Below are 15246 nucleotides of genomic sequence, written 5' to 3'. Positions count from 1 at the left end.
ACGTTTATGTTTAGGATGGTATCAAACGGGCAAGATGGGCAATCGCGTGCTGTAAACGATCGTTTTCGGTGCGTGCTTGCTCTCTTTGTTTTCGTTTTATTTTCAAAAAGCATCTTTATCCCGTATTGCCACCATCTCCGCCGCGTTTCCATTCTTTTTTCTTCTCTGTTAGTCACTTGACCATCCCCGATGTCATCCACGCTTAACCCTATGATTAATCAGCATTACACAATTCTGACGATTTCCTTTCGATTTGCCGCATCTTGACATATTTCATCACATTTTCTTTTGTTCCATAGCCTTGGAATGAATATTGCTGTTATTTTCCTTTCTTTAACAACGACATGACCTGAATAAGGTTCCTCTGGTAACGCGGTTAAGAATGACCCGTGTTGATAACGATAAGATTCGATTTATAACGAGAAAAGGGAGTGGTGTTCATGTTCAAGCAAGTCGCAGTTGCGGTAGGGATGGCGTGTTTATCTGTACCAGCATGGGCTTATGATTACGGTGATTATGCGCGCGAGACCGTAGATACGCTCATTAATGATTATCCGGGGCGCTATCGCGGTACGGCAAATTTTGCCGGTGCGGCGGACTGGATGACGCAGCGGATGGCGCCCGGTTATACCACTGTCAGGCAGGATTTCTCCTGGACGGCAGGCGGTACGACGCGTTCGTCACAGAATGTGCTGGCCTCTAATGTCGGGCTGAGCAGCGAATACATTATTACTGGCGCGCACTTTGATACCTTCTTCGGGCGGCCGACGCTGCAAGGGCTGGATGACAACGCATCCGGTGCATCGATCCTGACAGAAGTGGCGCGTAATTTTAGCGGCATCCAGACGGAAAAAACGCTGGTCTTTGCGGCCTTCGGGGCAGAAGAAGAGGGGCTACGCGGTTCGCGTGCAATGGTTAACGATCTGATTGCGCAAGGAACTGCTGGCGGCCTTACGGCCATGATTAACATGGACAGCATGATTACCGGCGACAAACTCTACGCGCATGCTGGCGATAACAGTGTAGCGAATCCTGCGCTGGCAAGCCTGCGTGAACAGACGTTGCGTATCGCGAACGAACTGGGCATCGAACTGTTTACCAACCCAGGGTTAAATGCGAGTTATCCGGCAGGAACTGGCTGTTGCAGTGACGGCGATAGCTTCAACGCCGCGTTTGATATTCCCGTACTCTATATGGAGGCCACCAATTGGGATATCGGCGATCAGGACGGCTATGAGCAAACCACGAACCCTGCGGTGCCGGGGGGCGCGACATGGCATGATCCTACGGTTGATAACGAAGCCTTTCTGACCAGCGTGCTGGGTAAGGAACGCATTGACCAGCGCCTGCGCGACGTTTCACGGTTGGTGACACGACTGCTACTGGAAATTTCCAATACCGATTTGCTGCATTCGGCCTATTCCGCCGCTGCGATGCAACAGGCAATGGAGGAGAGCCTGAAGCGTCAGCGCCAATCATTGAGTGATTTGCATAATCAGCGCTGGTTACTGCTGCAAAATACCACTCGTAGTGCAGGTACGCTGGATACGGCAGTCGGGATTGAAGGCGATGTGACTCCGTCAAATGGCTTTGACCGTGCACCGCAGCAGCGTTCTCGTCAGGCGATGGCTTATGCGCTGGTCGATTATCAATTAAGTGACGGTGTCACCGTTGGTGGCAGTCTGAGCCTGCTGCGTAGCAAGGATAAGCTTGAGCGTAATGGACATATTGAAAGCGATACCTGGCAAGCTGGCGTATATGGTTTGCTGAATCAGGGAGGTCCAGCCTGGTTGGGTAGCGACGTGACGGCGGGCCGGGCAGCGATTGCGTCACGCCGCTCGGTGTATCTGCAATCTGCGGGCGGTCCGGTGCTGTTGGACAACACGCTGGATGGCAATACCGAAGCGCAATTTGTCGGTGCTCGCGTAACTGGCGGCTATGATTTTTCGCTAGGCGGACTGCGGACTGGTCCGGTTGTCGGGTTGGATTATGCGCGTTATCGCATCAATGCGTTTGATGATAAAGGTAACCTGCGAACTGGCGTGCGGTATGAAAAACAAGATGTCGATTCGCTGGAAGCCAGTCTGGGCTGGCGCGTGCGTGGCAAGGTGGAATTCAGCAACAAAGCGTCTCTGCAACCTTATGCTACGGTGGCGTGGGTGCGTGAATTAGCCGATGGGCTCGATTCCAGCTTTACGGTGAAAGATCACGTCGATGGTGCAAACCGCCGTATTGCGGTTGGGGAGCAGGATAAGAACTTCGGTCGCGCAACCGTTGGTGTGCAGTGGCTTGCGGCAGAAAATCTGAATCTGTATTCCGAGGTCGGTAGCCGTTTCGGTCATCGGGATGGCGATCAAACGCGCTATAGTGTAGGCGTGCAGTGGCAATTCTAAACCTGTTGCTGTGAAGAGCGGACTTAGCTGCTGAAGGGAAATTCGGCGTTAAATGGGGTCTGAAACGACCCCGCATCGCATTCAGGCGGGCTGGTTATTGTACGGCCCGTTCTGAATGGAATCTCTGACTCGGAGTTCGGACAAGAACAGATTGTCTTTCGAGAAATAGCCGCCGTCCAGCATCGCGATCAGGCGGTTAATCACTTCGTTGATCATATCGCTTACCGGATCTTTGACGCTGGAGAGTGACGGCTTTAAAAATGGGGCAGTGGGAATATCATCGAACCCGACGACAGAAACGTCGTGCGGTACGGCAATGCCAGCGTCATCCAGCGCTTTTATCGCGCCAATTGCCATGTCGTCATTGCTGGCGAGAACGGCGCTGAACGAGACCCGATTATCGCGCAGGGTGGTAATAGCGAGCGATCCGCAGCGCGGCGTCCATTTTCCTTTCACAATTAATTCATCCCGTACCGTGATATTCGCCGCCGTCAGGGCCTCTTTATAGCCGGAAAGGCGTTCGATCGCGGTCGGCGAGTCCAGCGAACCGGTGATAAAGGCAATCTCTCTATGGCCGCGTGCGATCAAATGCTGCGTGGCGTTATAGCTGGAACCTTTGTGATCGCAGCAGATGCAGTGGCTCTGGTGCTTACGCAGTTTACGGTTAACCACCATGATCGGTTGCTTGTGTTTCTCGATGATGTCATCCATTTCATCCACGCTAAGAAAACGGGGATAGATGATAATCGCATCGCAGCGCAACCCCAGCAGGAATTGAATCGCGGCTCTCTCTTCATCGGCGCTGTGCTTGCCATCAACCAGAATCAACTGACGTCCATTGTCCTCCAGTTTCTTGGCGGCCTGTGACAGCAGCTCGTTAAAATAGCTGCCGTTATAGAGCGTGTTAGTCACCACCAAACCAATACAGGCGGATTTGCTGGTCGCCAGGTTCCGTGCCAGTAAATTGGGCCGATATCCCGTCTCCTCAATGGCCTGATAAACCAGCGCTTTGGTTTCTTCACTGGTATAGCCTTTGCCCGATAGCACGCGCGATACCGTCGCTTTTGATACGCCTGCTTTCTTCGCCACTTCCTGCATTGTCGACATGGGACATCCTGACACGTTGAACACCTGTATCATTTTACACACTTTATATCCGTCATACTTCAAGTTGCATGTGCGTTGGCTGCGTTTAAATACTCGGCCCGTCGTGGGCCTCGCCCTGAAGGGCCGCTGCAAGCAGCGTTCAAATCTGCTCCCGGCAGATTTGTCACCCGAATCACTTACTTGAGTAAGCTCATCGGGATGCCTTCTCTTGCCGCCTGCCTGAAACTCGAATTATTTAGGATATGGACTGGCAGCAGGGTGATGAGCGCAGAAGCGAGGCTAGCGGGTAAAGGAAGAGGCTATTCACGACGATCGTTATCACATAAGTAAAATATTCATAACAAATCTATTGAAATTGAATTCACATATAAACACTATCATGTGGAACCGGTTACCCATTAGCGTTTCATCACGTTATAGGGAGCAGGAATACCGGCATGAATACTTTCATAACTGTATGAAACTGAATAATAAATGTGCGTGCATCAGGTAATGTCCCCGTTTCGAACGCGTTAAGCCGTTTGTTGATTCAGGGAGAGCGTGCGCGATTACGAGAGATTGTCTATCCATGTCAAAGAATTATGCGGCTGTATCCCGTTCGATCGTCGATGCCATCGGTGGTGCTGATAACATCGCCGCCGTGACACACTGTATGACCCGCCTGCGCTTCGTGCTGAAAGATAACGATGCAGCGAATGTGGCTGAATTGAAGGCGATAAGCGGCGTGTTGGGCGTCGTAAAAAACGATAACCAGTGCCAGGTCATTATCGGCAACACCGTTTCTCAGGCCTATGCCGAGGTGGTGAAGCTGCTGCCGGAAGGCGCGGCGGCGGAAAAAGCGGTGCCGGTGAACAATAAAATTACGCTGCGACGCATTGGTGCGGGCATTCTGGATGCGTTGATTGGTACGATGTCGCCGCTCATTCCGGCGATTATCGGCGGATCGATGGTGAAATTGCTCGCCATGATCCTGGATATGACCGGCATATTTGAGAAGGGATCTTCCACGCTGACGATTCTGAACGTGATTGGCGACGGTGCATTCTTCTTCCTGCCGATCATGGTGGCAGCATCTGCGGCGGTAAAATTCAAAACCAATATGTCGCTGGCGATTGCTATCGCTGGGGTGCTGGTGCATCCGACGTTTATCGATTTGATGGCAAAAGCGGCACAGGGGCAGCAAGTGGTGTTTATGGGGCTGTCCGTTACCGCGGTGAAGTACACCTACACTGTGATTCCGGCGCTGTGTATGACCTGGATTCTGTCTTACATTGAAAAATGGGTAGATCGCATTACGCCTGCGGTGACCAAAAACTTCCTGAAGCCGATGTTAATCGTGCTGATTGCCTCCCCGATTGCCATCATGCTTATTGGCCCGATTGGAATCTGGATCGGTAGCGGTATTTCTGCTGTCGTCTACACCGTGCATGATTATCTGGGCTGGCTGTCCGTTGCCATCATGGGTGCCATTTGGCCGCTGCTGGTGATGACCGGTATGCACCGCGTGTTTACCCCGACTATTATTCAAACCATCGCCGAAACGGGAAAAGAAGGCATGGTGATGCCGTCTGAAATTGGCGCGAACCTGTCGCTTGGTGGTTCTTCACTGGCGGTCGCCTGGCGCACCAAAAACCCGGAACTGCGCCAGACGGCGCTGGCCGCGGCCGCCTCGGCGATTGTTGCCGGGATTTCTGAACCCGCACTGTACGGTGTAGCTTTGCGCCTGAAGCGTCCGCTGATCGCCTGTCTAATTACCGGTTTCATCTGTGGCGCCGTTGCCGGTATCGGCGGGCTGGCCAGTCATTCAATGGCATCGCCGGGGCTGTTTACCAGCGTGCAATTCTTCGATCCCGCGAATCCGATGAGCATTGCCTGGGTGTTCGGCGTCATGATTCTGTCTGTCGTGATTTCTTTCTTCGTCACCTTGCTGCTGGGCTTTGAAGACATTCCGGTAGAAGAGAAACCGGAAGAGAAACACGTGCAGGGTGATGATTTTTCCGCGCCGCAACGCGCCACGAACACGAATTAAATGAAGCACTAATACGAAGGAGAATAGCGTATGTCTGCATCAACATTTCCCAATGGGTTTTTATGGGGGGGCGCGATTGCGGCCAATCAGGCAGAAGGCGCGTACCTTGAAGGCGGTAAAGGGCTGACGACGGTAGATATGATTCCCCACGGCGTGAATCGTCTGCCGGTGAAACTGGGGCAAGAACCGCGTTTCGCACTGCGCGAGGATGAATTTTATCCCAGCCATCAGGCGATCGATTTCTATCATCGCTATAAGGAAGATATCGCGCTGATGGCGGAAATGGGGTTCACGGTGTTCCGTACCTCCATCGCCTGGAGCCGACTTTACCCGAACGGGGATGAGCTGACGCCCAACGCGGAAGGCATCGCCTTTTATCGCGATATGTTTGCCGAGTGCAAGAAATACAACATCGAGCCGCTGGTGACGCTGTGCCATTTCGATGTGCCAATGCATCTGGTCACTGAATACGGCTCATGGCGTAACCGGAAAATGGTGGAATTCTTCGCTCGTTACGCCCGAACCTGTTTTGAAGCCTTTGACGGACTGGTGAAATACTGGCTAACGTTCAATGAAATCAATATTTTGCTGCATAGCCCATTTTCCGGCGCGGGTCTGGTCTTTGCCGATGGTGAAAATCAGGAGCAGGTGAAATATCAGGCTGCGCACCATGAACTGGTGGCGAGCGCGCTGGCGACGAAGATTGCGCATGAGGTTAACCCGGAAAATCAGGTCGGCTGTATGTTGGCTGGCGGTAATTTCTATCCGTGGTCGTGCAAACCGGAAGATGTCTGGGCGGCGCTGAATAAAGATCGTGAGAACCTGTTCTTTATCGACGTGCAGGCGCGCGGCACCTATCCGGCATATACCGGCCGGTTGTTTAAAGAGAAGGGCATCACGATTGCGTCAGAGCCGGGTGATGATGAGATTCTCAAGAACACGGTAGATTTTGTGTCCTTTAGCTATTACGCCTCTCGCTGCGCCTCGGCAGACATGAACGAGCACAACAGCAGCGCGGCGAACATCGTTAAATCGTTAAAGAACCCGCACATCAAGGCGAGTGAATGGGGTTGGGGAATCGACCCGCTGGGCCTGCGGATCACCATGAATATGATGTATGACCGCTATCAGAAGCCGCTGTTTCTGGTAGAGAACGGGCTAGGTGCGAAGGACGAGATTAACGCACAGGGCGAGATTGATGATGACTATCGCATCAGCTACCTGCGTGAGCACATCAGCGCGATGGCGGATGCCATCGGCGACGGAATCCCGGTCATCGGCTATACCTCATGGGGCTGTATCGATCTGGTTGCGGCTTCCACCGGTGAAATGAGTAAACGCTATGGTTTCATCTATGTCGATCGCGATGACCGTGGCGAAGGCACATTAGCCAGAAAGAAAAAGAAATCGTTCTACTGGTATAAGAAAGTGATTGCCAGCAACGGCGCCGATCTGAGCTGAATGAAGTAGTCGCGTTTAGCTATTCTTGTTATAGCCCTCTAACGGTAACGTTTGGGGGCTATTTTTTTACCCAGACATTTTTTGCCCAGATACAGGGAATATGAATTGTAGTCTTTTGCTTGATTTTGCATGTTTAGTGGTATTCATTATGATAATATCTCATAATCGAGCAATAGTGAGCATTGTGGTTTATTATCAATGTTCAATAATACCGTCTATAAACGCGCAGGAAGGTAAACACCATGAGTCAGTTGCTTCCCGATATTGCCTTCTTTCATGAACTCGCCAGGCTGGCCAGTCAGGAAACGTTACCGCGTTTTCGTTCTCTTACCGCCAATCAAATTGAAACCAAGCCAAAAGAGGGTTTTCGTTTTGATCCGGTGACGGAAGCCGATCGGGAAGCTGAGCGGGTCATCCGTGAGCACATCACGCGCCATTATCCCGAACACGCGATCATGGGGGAAGAATTTGGCCTGAGTGGGGAAGGCCCAGTGCGTTGGGTTTTAGATCCGGTTGATGGCACCCGACCTTTCTTATGTGGGCTACCCGTGTGGGGAACACTTATCGGTCTGCTGCACCATGAACGTGGCGTAATGGGGATGATGAGCCAGCCGTTTACCGGAGAGTGTTTCTGGGCTGATGGTTCACAGGCCTGGCGTAGCGACCGCAATGGGGAAGTGCGTTTAAGCACGCGCAAAGGTGTGTCGCTCGAACAGGCGATTTTGCACACAACTGCGCCAGAAGCGCTGAGCATGCACCCGACCGTTCGCTTTACTGCACTCACCGAATGCACGTTGATGACGCGCTATGGCGGAGAATGTTACGCCATGGCGATGCTGGCGGCAGGCCAGATTGACATCTGCGTGGAATTTGCATTGCAGCCCTACGACATTGTCGCGTTGATCCCGATTATTGAACAGGCGGGCGGTATCATCACCGATCTCAACGGGCAGCGAGCGGAAGCGGGTGGCACGGTAGTTGCGACTGGTAACCCAGCGCTGCATCAGCAGGTTTTAGCCATTCTGAACGGAACGCGGTCATAGCCGCCGTTTTGTATCACATACCCCGATGATGTGAAAGACAACGCTTAAGAAGGAATCATGATGAAAGTGGCACACGTTGCGTTATGGACGGCCGACTTGGCCGCGCAGGCAGCATTTTGGCAGGAATTTTTCGCCGCTCAGGTCGGAGAAAAATATGTGAGCCGGAATCGTCCTGGGTTTGAATCGCATTTCGTTCAACTGAGTGAAGGGGCATCGATTGAGTTGATGACGCTGCCGGTGTTGGCGGAAGCGTTAACCAATAAAGAAAGCTGCGGCTGGGCGCATGTGGCGATTTCCGTCGGAAGCAAGGCTGATGTTGAGGCATTAGCCAGCAAAGCAGCAGAACGCGGCATTTTGGTTGCCCCACCGCGCATGACGGGAGACGGTTTTTATGAGGCGATCGTCAGCGATCCTGATGGTAATCTGATAGAGATAACCTCAGACTGATTCGGACCCCTTTCGTATGCTGCACAAACTGTCCTCATTCGATCAACAACATACCGCGATGCTGATTTACGTCGGTGAAATTCGGTTTGGTCCGCCTTATTTTTCACTCTCGATCGACGGTAACGCTCTGGAAGGGCGCGTTTTTGGCAAGGAACTACTGTGGTCGCCGGATTCACGCTATCTGGCAGTGCAAGAGTGGCTCTCCACGGCGGAACGCGATGGCCCGCAAACGGCTTTACTCTGTATTGATGTGATCGAAGAAAGGCAGTGCCAGATTTCTCAGGCGGTGGGAGGATTTATTGTCCCCATACGTTTCGAGGACGATACGTTGATCTATGAAAAACAGTATTTTGGTGCAGAAAGGAACGGTACCACGGAATACGAGATCCCATTTACCGCGCTTTCGCGCTGGAGTGCGCTGCGGTTGGGGTGAACTCTCAATCTTCCCATGGAATAGCGCATCGAACTGTGTGACGTCACGATCGGTGAGCATTGTCGGCACGTGAGTGCCTGTGGACAGCAACGCTGTCAACTGCTCCTTATAAGCGCGAACAAGCCCCCACTTCTCTAGTTCTGACTGAACCTGCTGGCTCAATGCAATAACAGCGGGTGTCTCCAGCCTATTTCTTAATATGATTAAACAAAATCAAACGCTCAATGATTTTTCATGCCCTTTTTGTTATGTTATAACATAACAAATCAAGTGCAGGGTGATTATCGCGGCGAGTGTTTAAAAGCGAAATATTCATGGTGATGAATCATCCCGCAGCGAAAAAGTAAAACTGCAAACGACTTTAAATCATCAGAGAGTGTGAAATATGGCTGACGTAGTAGCTCGACAGAGCGCAGATGCAAGATTACCTGTGACCGTACTATCTGGCTTTCTCGGTGCGGGAAAGACCACGTTACTTAACCATATTCTGAATAATCGCGCTGGTCTCCGCGTCGCGGTGATCGTCAACGACATGTCAGAAGTGAATATTGATGCTGCACTGGTGAGGGAGGGTGGCGCTGAACTTTCACGGACGGACGAAAAGTTGGTGGAGATGAGTAACGGCTGTATCTGTTGTACGTTGCGTGAAGATCTACTGATCGAGGTTAATCGGCTGGCGAAAGAAGGGCGTTTTGATCAGTTGGTCATTGAATCAACCGGTATCGCAGAGCCGCTTCCTGTCGCAGAAACGTTCACGTTTGCGGGTGATGATGGAGAAAGCCTTTCTGAAGTGGCGCGGCTGGATACGATGGTGACCGTTGTTGACGGGTATAATTTTTTAAAAGATTACGCTTCGGTGGACAGCATTCACTCTCGTGGAGAATCGTTAGGAGAAGGTGACGAGCGCAACGTGGTGGATCTGCTGATCGATCAGATCGAGTTCTGCAATGTGGTTATTCTCAACAAAATCGACCTTATTGATGTGGCGCAACAGCAGAAGCTGGTTGCGATTATCCGTTCACTGAATCCAGGTGCGAAAATACTTCATGCACAATTTGGAGCTGTGCCGCTGAACGAGGTGCTCAACACAGGATTATTTGATTTTGACAAAGCGGCGCAGGCTCCCGGATGGTTGAAAGAATTACGCGGTGAACATACGCCTGAAACTGAGGAGTATGGCATCGCCAGTTTTGTTTTTCGCGCGCGTCGGCCGTTTCATCCTGCCCGCTTCGCACAGGTCATGGAAAATTCGCTCACCGGGGTTGTCAGATCCAAAGGCTATTTTTGGTTAGCAAGCCGCCCGGAATATGCCGGCTCGTGGTCTCAGGCAGGCGGCGTGGCGCGTCAGGGGCTGGCTGGTTCATGGTGGGTCAGCGTGCCAAAAGCAAAGTGGCCGACAGATAGTGAATCGCTCAATTACATTCGTTCCATATGGGTGGATGGCGTGGGTGATGCGCGACAGGAACTGGTGTTTATCGGTATCGATATGGATGAACTCACGTTGCGAGCCCGTCTGGAAACCGCGCTGCTGACGGACAAAGAAATGGCAGAAGGTCTGGCGATGTGGTTAGATTATCCGGACCCGATAGAGCCTTGGTTTGCGTCATAAAGCGTGGGGAATCTAGAAAAGATCTGATTTTTCAGATGGTGGGGGATTTATCGTCCCCGTGCGTTTCGAGGACGATAAATTGATCTATGAAAAACAGTATTTGGGTGCAGAAAGACGCAGTATCACGGAATACGAGAGCCCGTTTACCGCGCTTCGGCTGCATTAAGGTTCATAGCGAACAACATGCGCTTCTGTCGGTGCGGGAAGCTCCCATTTCGTCAGCATACCTTGCAGCGTTTTATTGCTCAATGTGGTGTCCCGTTTACCGTTGCGACGCAGTAATTCCTGACGCGGGCGCTCCAGATACACGATCTCCACTTCTGCGCCGTAGGCATAGCACAGATCCAACGTGCGGGTGCGCATTTGCTGGCTCAGATGCGTGGCATTCCACACGAACGGTTCATGCGTTCGCAGCAGTGAACGTGCTTTGTCGGTCGCCCAATGCACTGCTTTTCCTTCATTCTCGCCGTGTTTCAACCCCAGTTCTGTTCGCGCATCGTCGAACGAAACCACGGGTAAATCGCGCCGATGTGTTCGTACCCACGTGTCTTTACCCGCAGCGGGCAAACCGCACATCACGGTGACTTTCGATCCCGGCTCCTGAAACAACGGATAGTCTGGATGAACATCAGCACCGTGAAAGTAGCTCAGGCGCGTGTGGGCATCGACAAACGATCTCGGCTGGCCGTAACAGCCTTCTTCCCGCGCCAGCTCGCGGAACAGCTCAATACTGTCGAGCACACGCGCTTGATCCTGACAGATGCGCCCACGCATATCCGCTTCCGCCAGCGTTGCCAGCAGCGGAATGCTTAACTGCCACGATAATTCGCGAATCGTGAAGAGTGGGGACACCCGACGGTGTTCATCCTCAAGGCAGTAAAACGGTACCTGATGCACCGCAATTAATCGGCAAATCGCTTCCCGAATCGCAAACGGAACGCCTGCGTCCCACAGCAGTACTCGGGCGTCGATTGCCCCTTTGCGCGAATGTCCCGGTTGACCAATTTGCCCTGTCACCGGGTCAATCACTGTCGTTCGGTATTTCGCAACGTCATGCAGCAATGCGGCAAGAAACAAGATTTCCTGCTGCTCGCGAGTGGCCGTCTGGTAATCGGGAAGCTGCAATAGCGACGCGATCACCATCATAGTATGTGTCCAGACATCGCCTTCACCGTGGTAGCGCGGCTCCTGCGGCGTTTCTTTGGCGCGTTGAAGCATCGGAAATGCGTCCAGACAATCAGCAAAATCTGGCTGTGCGCCAGACGCGGGGACCAATCCCCTGATGGTATTCCAATCCATGATTGTCATACTCCTTATTTATCGGGCATGGCGGCGGCGAGCGCGTCCAAAGAACGCAGCGTATTCAGCCCCAGCATTTCCCAGGATACGGTTGGACAAGGCGCGTACAAATCAACGCCTTCAGCCAGTTGGTTCGGCAAAATAGGGCGTCGGGAATGATGCGAGCCGCTGTCCAGAATGGTCTGGATGAAGTCATGGCGTACCAGCTTGTAGCGCGCCAGTACCTGTTCATCATCTTCCACCTTCAGATACAGACCTTCCGAACGATCCGATTTATCGGTTTGCTGCCAGCACAGCGCGAGCGGCAAACTTTCACGCTGCACGGTGGATTCAAAGACGGTCTTCCAGTCTTGGCTTTTTGCCAGAGAGCGGAACACCAGCTTCCACAGCAATGCCGGATTTGTTGGCATCTCCCCGGCATAGATCACCGGAACGGACAACACAGGCGAGCCGGCTAGCATTGCGTGTCGGCGGGCCGTCGATAAAAAAATGCCGTCACGACGATCGTAAATATCAAATTCATGAAAGTAGTGCGGTAAACGGTCATAAAACACGGAATGCTTGCTGTAAGCCCATTCGCCGTACATCACGAAGCGGTCTTCCAGTAGCTCAAGAAACCGCATTTCGTGCGCGGTGGCCCAGAGCTTGAACTGGTTGAATTGCCGTTCCCGCGAGCCGCCAGCCAGATAGTGGCCGCGCGACTGAAGCAAGAGCTCAGCCGTTTCATTAAAGGACACGCCGCTGTTTGCGCCATCGATCTTTTCTTCGATCACGACGTAACGGCCTACCAGCGCTTTCAGTGCGATTTGGTCCGACGCATCATCGCCGGGCTGTAAGCGCGAACCTTCCAGATGAGGGGTACGCGGATACTTTAATAACGGTATTGAATGTAAATTCATATTTTTCGCCTGCTGCGTTATTGGCGCAGCCAGGCCCATCTACGGTAAAAAAGAGGGCCGACGAACGTGTTCTGGCGCGAGTCAATAGCTGGCCGCTGGCATTCCAGAGGTCAGAGTCGCGGGGGAGGAAGCGGGAGATTCATTCTCTGCTCCGCACAATAGCGGGGAAAGAAGGGAACTCGTACCGCAGCCAACGCTGGCGCAGACTGCGCCGAATCGAGGCTGCTTAATGCAGTCGTCGGCGGTTAGTGGGAGGCTGACGTACAGGGCACTTTGGGGCTCCAAATGACACATTGAGGGTGAGTAAACGGCGCGATTCTAGCGAAGGAATCCCCGGACAACAAGTTTTTGTATAAAAAATGCTATTCTTTCCTGTAGTTGTAGAATGCGTTGCTGTGCGTAAACGTGGTAAAAAGGCCAGAGGTTATCCACGTTAGCGTACTAAAAATAACGCGTGGTGGGATAGGGGAATGCACACAATGAATCGTCGAGGAATATAATGAAAATCAGTGTGATAAAGAAAGGGATTGTGGGACTGTTACTGGCGCTGCCGTTGTACGGTGTCGCAGAGACAAAAGATCCCGATTTGTTCGTCGGCTATACCACGCAGGATTTAACCGATGCATTACCTGCGCAACTGCTGAACATGATTCAGCGAGACAAAGTGGTCGATGCGGCAAACCACATGGTTCAGACCGAATATGTCGATCCTACGACAGGCAATAAGGCGCTGGTTTCACTGTATATGTTACCGCCAAACAGCAAGGGCACGATTCCCATCGCTTCGACGCCCAGCGATCTGGATGCGGTAATCGCCAGCACGGAAAAAGAGATGCTGCGCCAGCGTATCAAACCCGATCAGCGCGCGGGGAACATTGACGATGCGACGCCTTTTCGCTGCTTACAAACGATTCTGAACAATAAGATCCTGCATTCGCTGTGTTCGACACTGATTAAAGGGCGCGTGCTGGAAGTGCAGGCCATCAATACGGTCGAAAATATTCAGGATGAAGCCGGGTTGCATAAAGTTATCGGACAGCAGAATGAGTTCGTTATCGGGATGGGAAAAACGCTGCTGGCGCTGAAAAAATAATCACGCCTGACGCACCAGAACGGGCGTCACCGATGACAGACTGATCAGACTCTGAAAGCGAAGACGAACGTGCCTTCGCTTTTTTTGCACCAAAAATCCCTTGATACACCCTTGCCAGATTCCTGGCGTTCATGCATAACTGCCGGAGCCAGAGAGTCGATACCTGAAATTATCATTACGAAAACGTACGCATTACACACAATTTTTATCACGAAACGACACCGGATAAACCTTATGCTTTTGTTACTCGTTTTGGCTGTGATTGCAGTGGTCGTTTACGGCTGGTTAAAGCAGCCACAATATGTGTCACCAGAGGTAGAACCCCAACCGGAAAACCCACTCTTTCGCGATGGTGCGTTTCATAACCTGGTCGCCCGCCCAACGGTGGCGAGTCAGAACCGCTGGGCTCTGCTGTACCGCTTTCTTTTTGAGAAAGATGCTGGTGCATTGCCCGATACCCGCCTGCCGTCGGAAAAGACCGATCTGCATCAGTTAAGTAAAACGGAAAACGTCATTATTTGGATGGGACATTCCAGCTATTTTATTCAACTGGAAGGGAAAACTTTCCTGCTGGATCCGGTATTTAGCGACAACGCGTCACCAGTGCCGCGTACTAATATCGCCTTCAAAGGCAGCAATGTGTATTTACCGGAAGACGTTCCCGAAATCGACTATCTGTTGATTACCCACGATCACTGGGATCATCTGGATTACCCCACTCTGAATGCGCTACGCGGAAAAATCCGCCGCATCGTCACGCCAACCGGTGTGGGTTCCTATTTTGTGAAGTGGGGCTTCCCGCAGAAAGATATTACGGAAGGTGGCTGGTTCAGCAATCTGAAAGAGAACGGGGTAGAAATTCATGTGCTGCCGACACAGCATTTTTCCGGTCGACTCCTCAAGCATAACCAAACGCTGTGGGGATCGTTTGCGCTGATCACGCCACAGCATCGGTTGTATCTCGGCGGGGACAGCGGCTATGGCGCACACTACAAAGAGATCGCCGCGCGTCTGGGCGGGTTCGATATCGCGATACTGGAATGCGGACAATACGATCGGGACTGGCCTCATGTGCACATGACGCCGGAAGAGAGCGCACTGGCTGCCAGTGATTTGCAGGCTAAAGCGGTACTACCGAGCCATAACAGCAAATTTAAGTTGGCGCACCACCGCTGGAACGATCCGTTGGAGCGTATTTCGCAGGCGAGTGAAAATCAGGACTGGCGGCTGATGACGCCGCGCATTGGTGAACGTGTTCAGGTTGATAACCCGCAGCAGTCGTTTAGTCAGTGGTGGTAGCACTAAGGTTCGTATGAGCGGGAATCACTGTGCTGCAAACATAATACGTAGGCGTTATTCGGGGTTATTAATGAAATGACCCGTGCTGAGTGACAGACGGAATGGCTGCTCCCACCCGTCTGGATAGATGTTGA

At 52.2% G+C, this 15246-nt stretch carries 12 protein-coding genes; 9 read left to right on the top strand and 3 right to left on the bottom strand.

Going from position 1 to position 15246, the window contains the following annotated elements:
- The first annotated feature begins 440 nt into the window (after window positions 1-440).
- A complete protein-coding gene (locus tag I2D83_RS11500) occupies window positions 441-2393 on the top strand; it encodes an autotransporter domain-containing protein (RefSeq protein WP_205946538.1) in 1953 nt (650 codons plus the stop codon).
- An 81-nt stretch (window positions 2394-2474) separates the two neighbouring features.
- Here I2D83_RS11500 and I2D83_RS11495 read toward each other — a convergent pair whose 3' ends face one another.
- Window positions 2475-3500, bottom strand: coding sequence for a LacI family DNA-binding transcriptional regulator (locus I2D83_RS11495; RefSeq protein ID WP_205946537.1), 1026 nt, complete (start codon window positions 3498-3500; stop codon window positions 2475-2477).
- A 568-nt stretch (window positions 3501-4068) separates the two neighbouring features.
- Between I2D83_RS11495 and ascF the strand changes: the two genes are divergently transcribed.
- The 6 genes from ascF to zigA all read left to right on the top strand — a co-directional run bounded on the left by ascF (window position 4069) and on the right by zigA (window position 10522).
- The gene (ascF, locus tag I2D83_RS11490) at window positions 4069-5529 is read left to right on the top strand and encodes a PTS cellobiose/arbutin/salicin transporter subunit IIBC (protein WP_181828585.1); all 1461 of its coding nucleotides are present in this window, start codon (window positions 4069-4071) and stop codon (window positions 5527-5529) included.
- 30 nt (window positions 5530-5559) lie between these two features.
- A complete protein-coding gene (locus tag I2D83_RS11485) occupies window positions 5560-6990 on the top strand; it encodes a 6-phospho-beta-glucosidase (RefSeq protein ID WP_181828584.1) in 1431 nt (476 codons plus the stop codon).
- Between the two features lie 242 nt (window positions 6991-7232).
- Complete coding sequence (gene hisN, locus I2D83_RS11480; RefSeq protein WP_205946536.1) at window positions 7233-8033, top strand: histidinol-phosphatase; 801 nt, start codon at window positions 7233-7235, stop codon at window positions 8031-8033.
- A gap of 60 nt (window positions 8034-8093) precedes the next feature.
- Window positions 8094-8480, top strand: coding sequence for a VOC family protein (locus tag I2D83_RS11475; protein WP_180779027.1), 387 nt, complete (start codon window positions 8094-8096; stop codon window positions 8478-8480).
- A 16-nt stretch (window positions 8481-8496) separates the two neighbouring features.
- Entirely contained in the window at window positions 8497-8913 is a 417-nt protein-coding gene (locus tag I2D83_RS11470) for a hypothetical protein (RefSeq protein WP_181844936.1), read from the top strand.
- Window positions 8914-9298: 385 nt separating this feature from the next.
- Complete coding sequence (zigA, locus tag I2D83_RS11465) at window positions 9299-10522, top strand: zinc metallochaperone GTPase ZigA (RefSeq protein WP_205946535.1); 1224 nt, start codon at window positions 9299-9301, stop codon at window positions 10520-10522.
- 162 nt (window positions 10523-10684) lie between these two features.
- Here the strand turns inward: zigA and I2D83_RS11460 are convergent, their stop codons facing one another.
- Entirely contained in the window at window positions 10685-11830 is a 1146-nt protein-coding gene (locus I2D83_RS11460) for an AAA family ATPase (RefSeq protein WP_205946534.1), read from the bottom strand.
- Window positions 11831-11835: 5 nt separating this feature from the next.
- The gene (locus tag I2D83_RS11455) at window positions 11836-12720 is read right to left on the bottom strand and encodes an RNA ligase family protein (RefSeq protein ID WP_205946533.1); all 885 of its coding nucleotides are present in this window, start codon (window positions 12718-12720) and stop codon (window positions 11836-11838) included.
- A 499-nt stretch (window positions 12721-13219) separates the two neighbouring features.
- On the opposite strand from I2D83_RS11455, the gene I2D83_RS11450 reads away from it, so the two are divergent.
- The gene (locus tag I2D83_RS11450) at window positions 13220-13813 is read left to right on the top strand and encodes a hypothetical protein (protein WP_181828578.1); all 594 of its coding nucleotides are present in this window, start codon (window positions 13220-13222) and stop codon (window positions 13811-13813) included.
- Between the two features lie 234 nt (window positions 13814-14047).
- Window positions 14048-15112, top strand: coding sequence for an MBL fold metallo-hydrolase (locus I2D83_RS11445; RefSeq protein ID WP_205946532.1), 1065 nt, complete (start codon window positions 14048-14050; stop codon window positions 15110-15112).
- The last annotated feature ends 134 nt before the right edge of the window (window positions 15113-15246 follow it).

Source organism: Pectobacterium aroidearum, from assembly GCF_015689195.1.
Taxonomy (GTDB): domain Bacteria; phylum Pseudomonadota; class Gammaproteobacteria; order Enterobacterales; family Enterobacteriaceae; genus Pectobacterium; species Pectobacterium aroidearum.
This window is presented reverse-complemented; position numbering and strand designations above follow the sequence as displayed.

Bases quoted from the DNA above. Each gene is read 5' to 3' on its own strand.
- I2D83_RS11470 (WP_181844936.1), top strand. From the start codon at position 8,497: ATGCTGCACAAACTGTCCTCATTCGATCAACAACATACCGCGATGCTG.
- hisN (WP_205946536.1), top strand. From the start codon at position 7,233: ATGAGTCAGTTGCTTCCCGATATTGCCTTCTTTCATGAACTCGCCAGG.
- I2D83_RS11485 (WP_181828584.1), top strand. From the start codon at position 5,560: ATGTCTGCATCAACATTTCCCAATGGGTTTTTATGGGGGGGCGCGATT.
- zigA (WP_205946535.1), top strand. From the start codon at position 9,299: ATGGCTGACGTAGTAGCTCGACAGAGCGCAGATGCAAGATTACCTGTG.
- I2D83_RS11450 (WP_181828578.1), top strand. From the start codon at position 13,220: ATGAAAATCAGTGTGATAAAGAAAGGGATTGTGGGACTGTTACTGGCG.
- I2D83_RS11460 (WP_205946534.1), bottom strand. From the start codon at position 11,830: ATGACAATCATGGATTGGAATACCATCAGGGGATTGGTCCCCGCGTCT.
- ascF (WP_181828585.1), top strand. From the start codon at position 4,069: ATGTCAAAGAATTATGCGGCTGTATCCCGTTCGATCGTCGATGCCATC.
- I2D83_RS11455 (WP_205946533.1), bottom strand. From the start codon at position 12,720: ATGAATTTACATTCAATACCGTTATTAAAGTATCCGCGTACCCCTCAT.
- I2D83_RS11475 (WP_180779027.1), top strand. From the start codon at position 8,094: ATGAAAGTGGCACACGTTGCGTTATGGACGGCCGACTTGGCCGCGCAG.
- I2D83_RS11495 (WP_205946537.1), bottom strand. From the start codon at position 3,500: ATGTCGACAATGCAGGAAGTGGCGAAGAAAGCAGGCGTATCAAAAGCG.
- I2D83_RS11445 (WP_205946532.1), top strand. From the start codon at position 14,048: ATGCTTTTGTTACTCGTTTTGGCTGTGATTGCAGTGGTCGTTTACGGC.
- I2D83_RS11500 (WP_205946538.1), top strand. From the start codon at position 441: ATGTTCAAGCAAGTCGCAGTTGCGGTAGGGATGGCGTGTTTATCTGTA.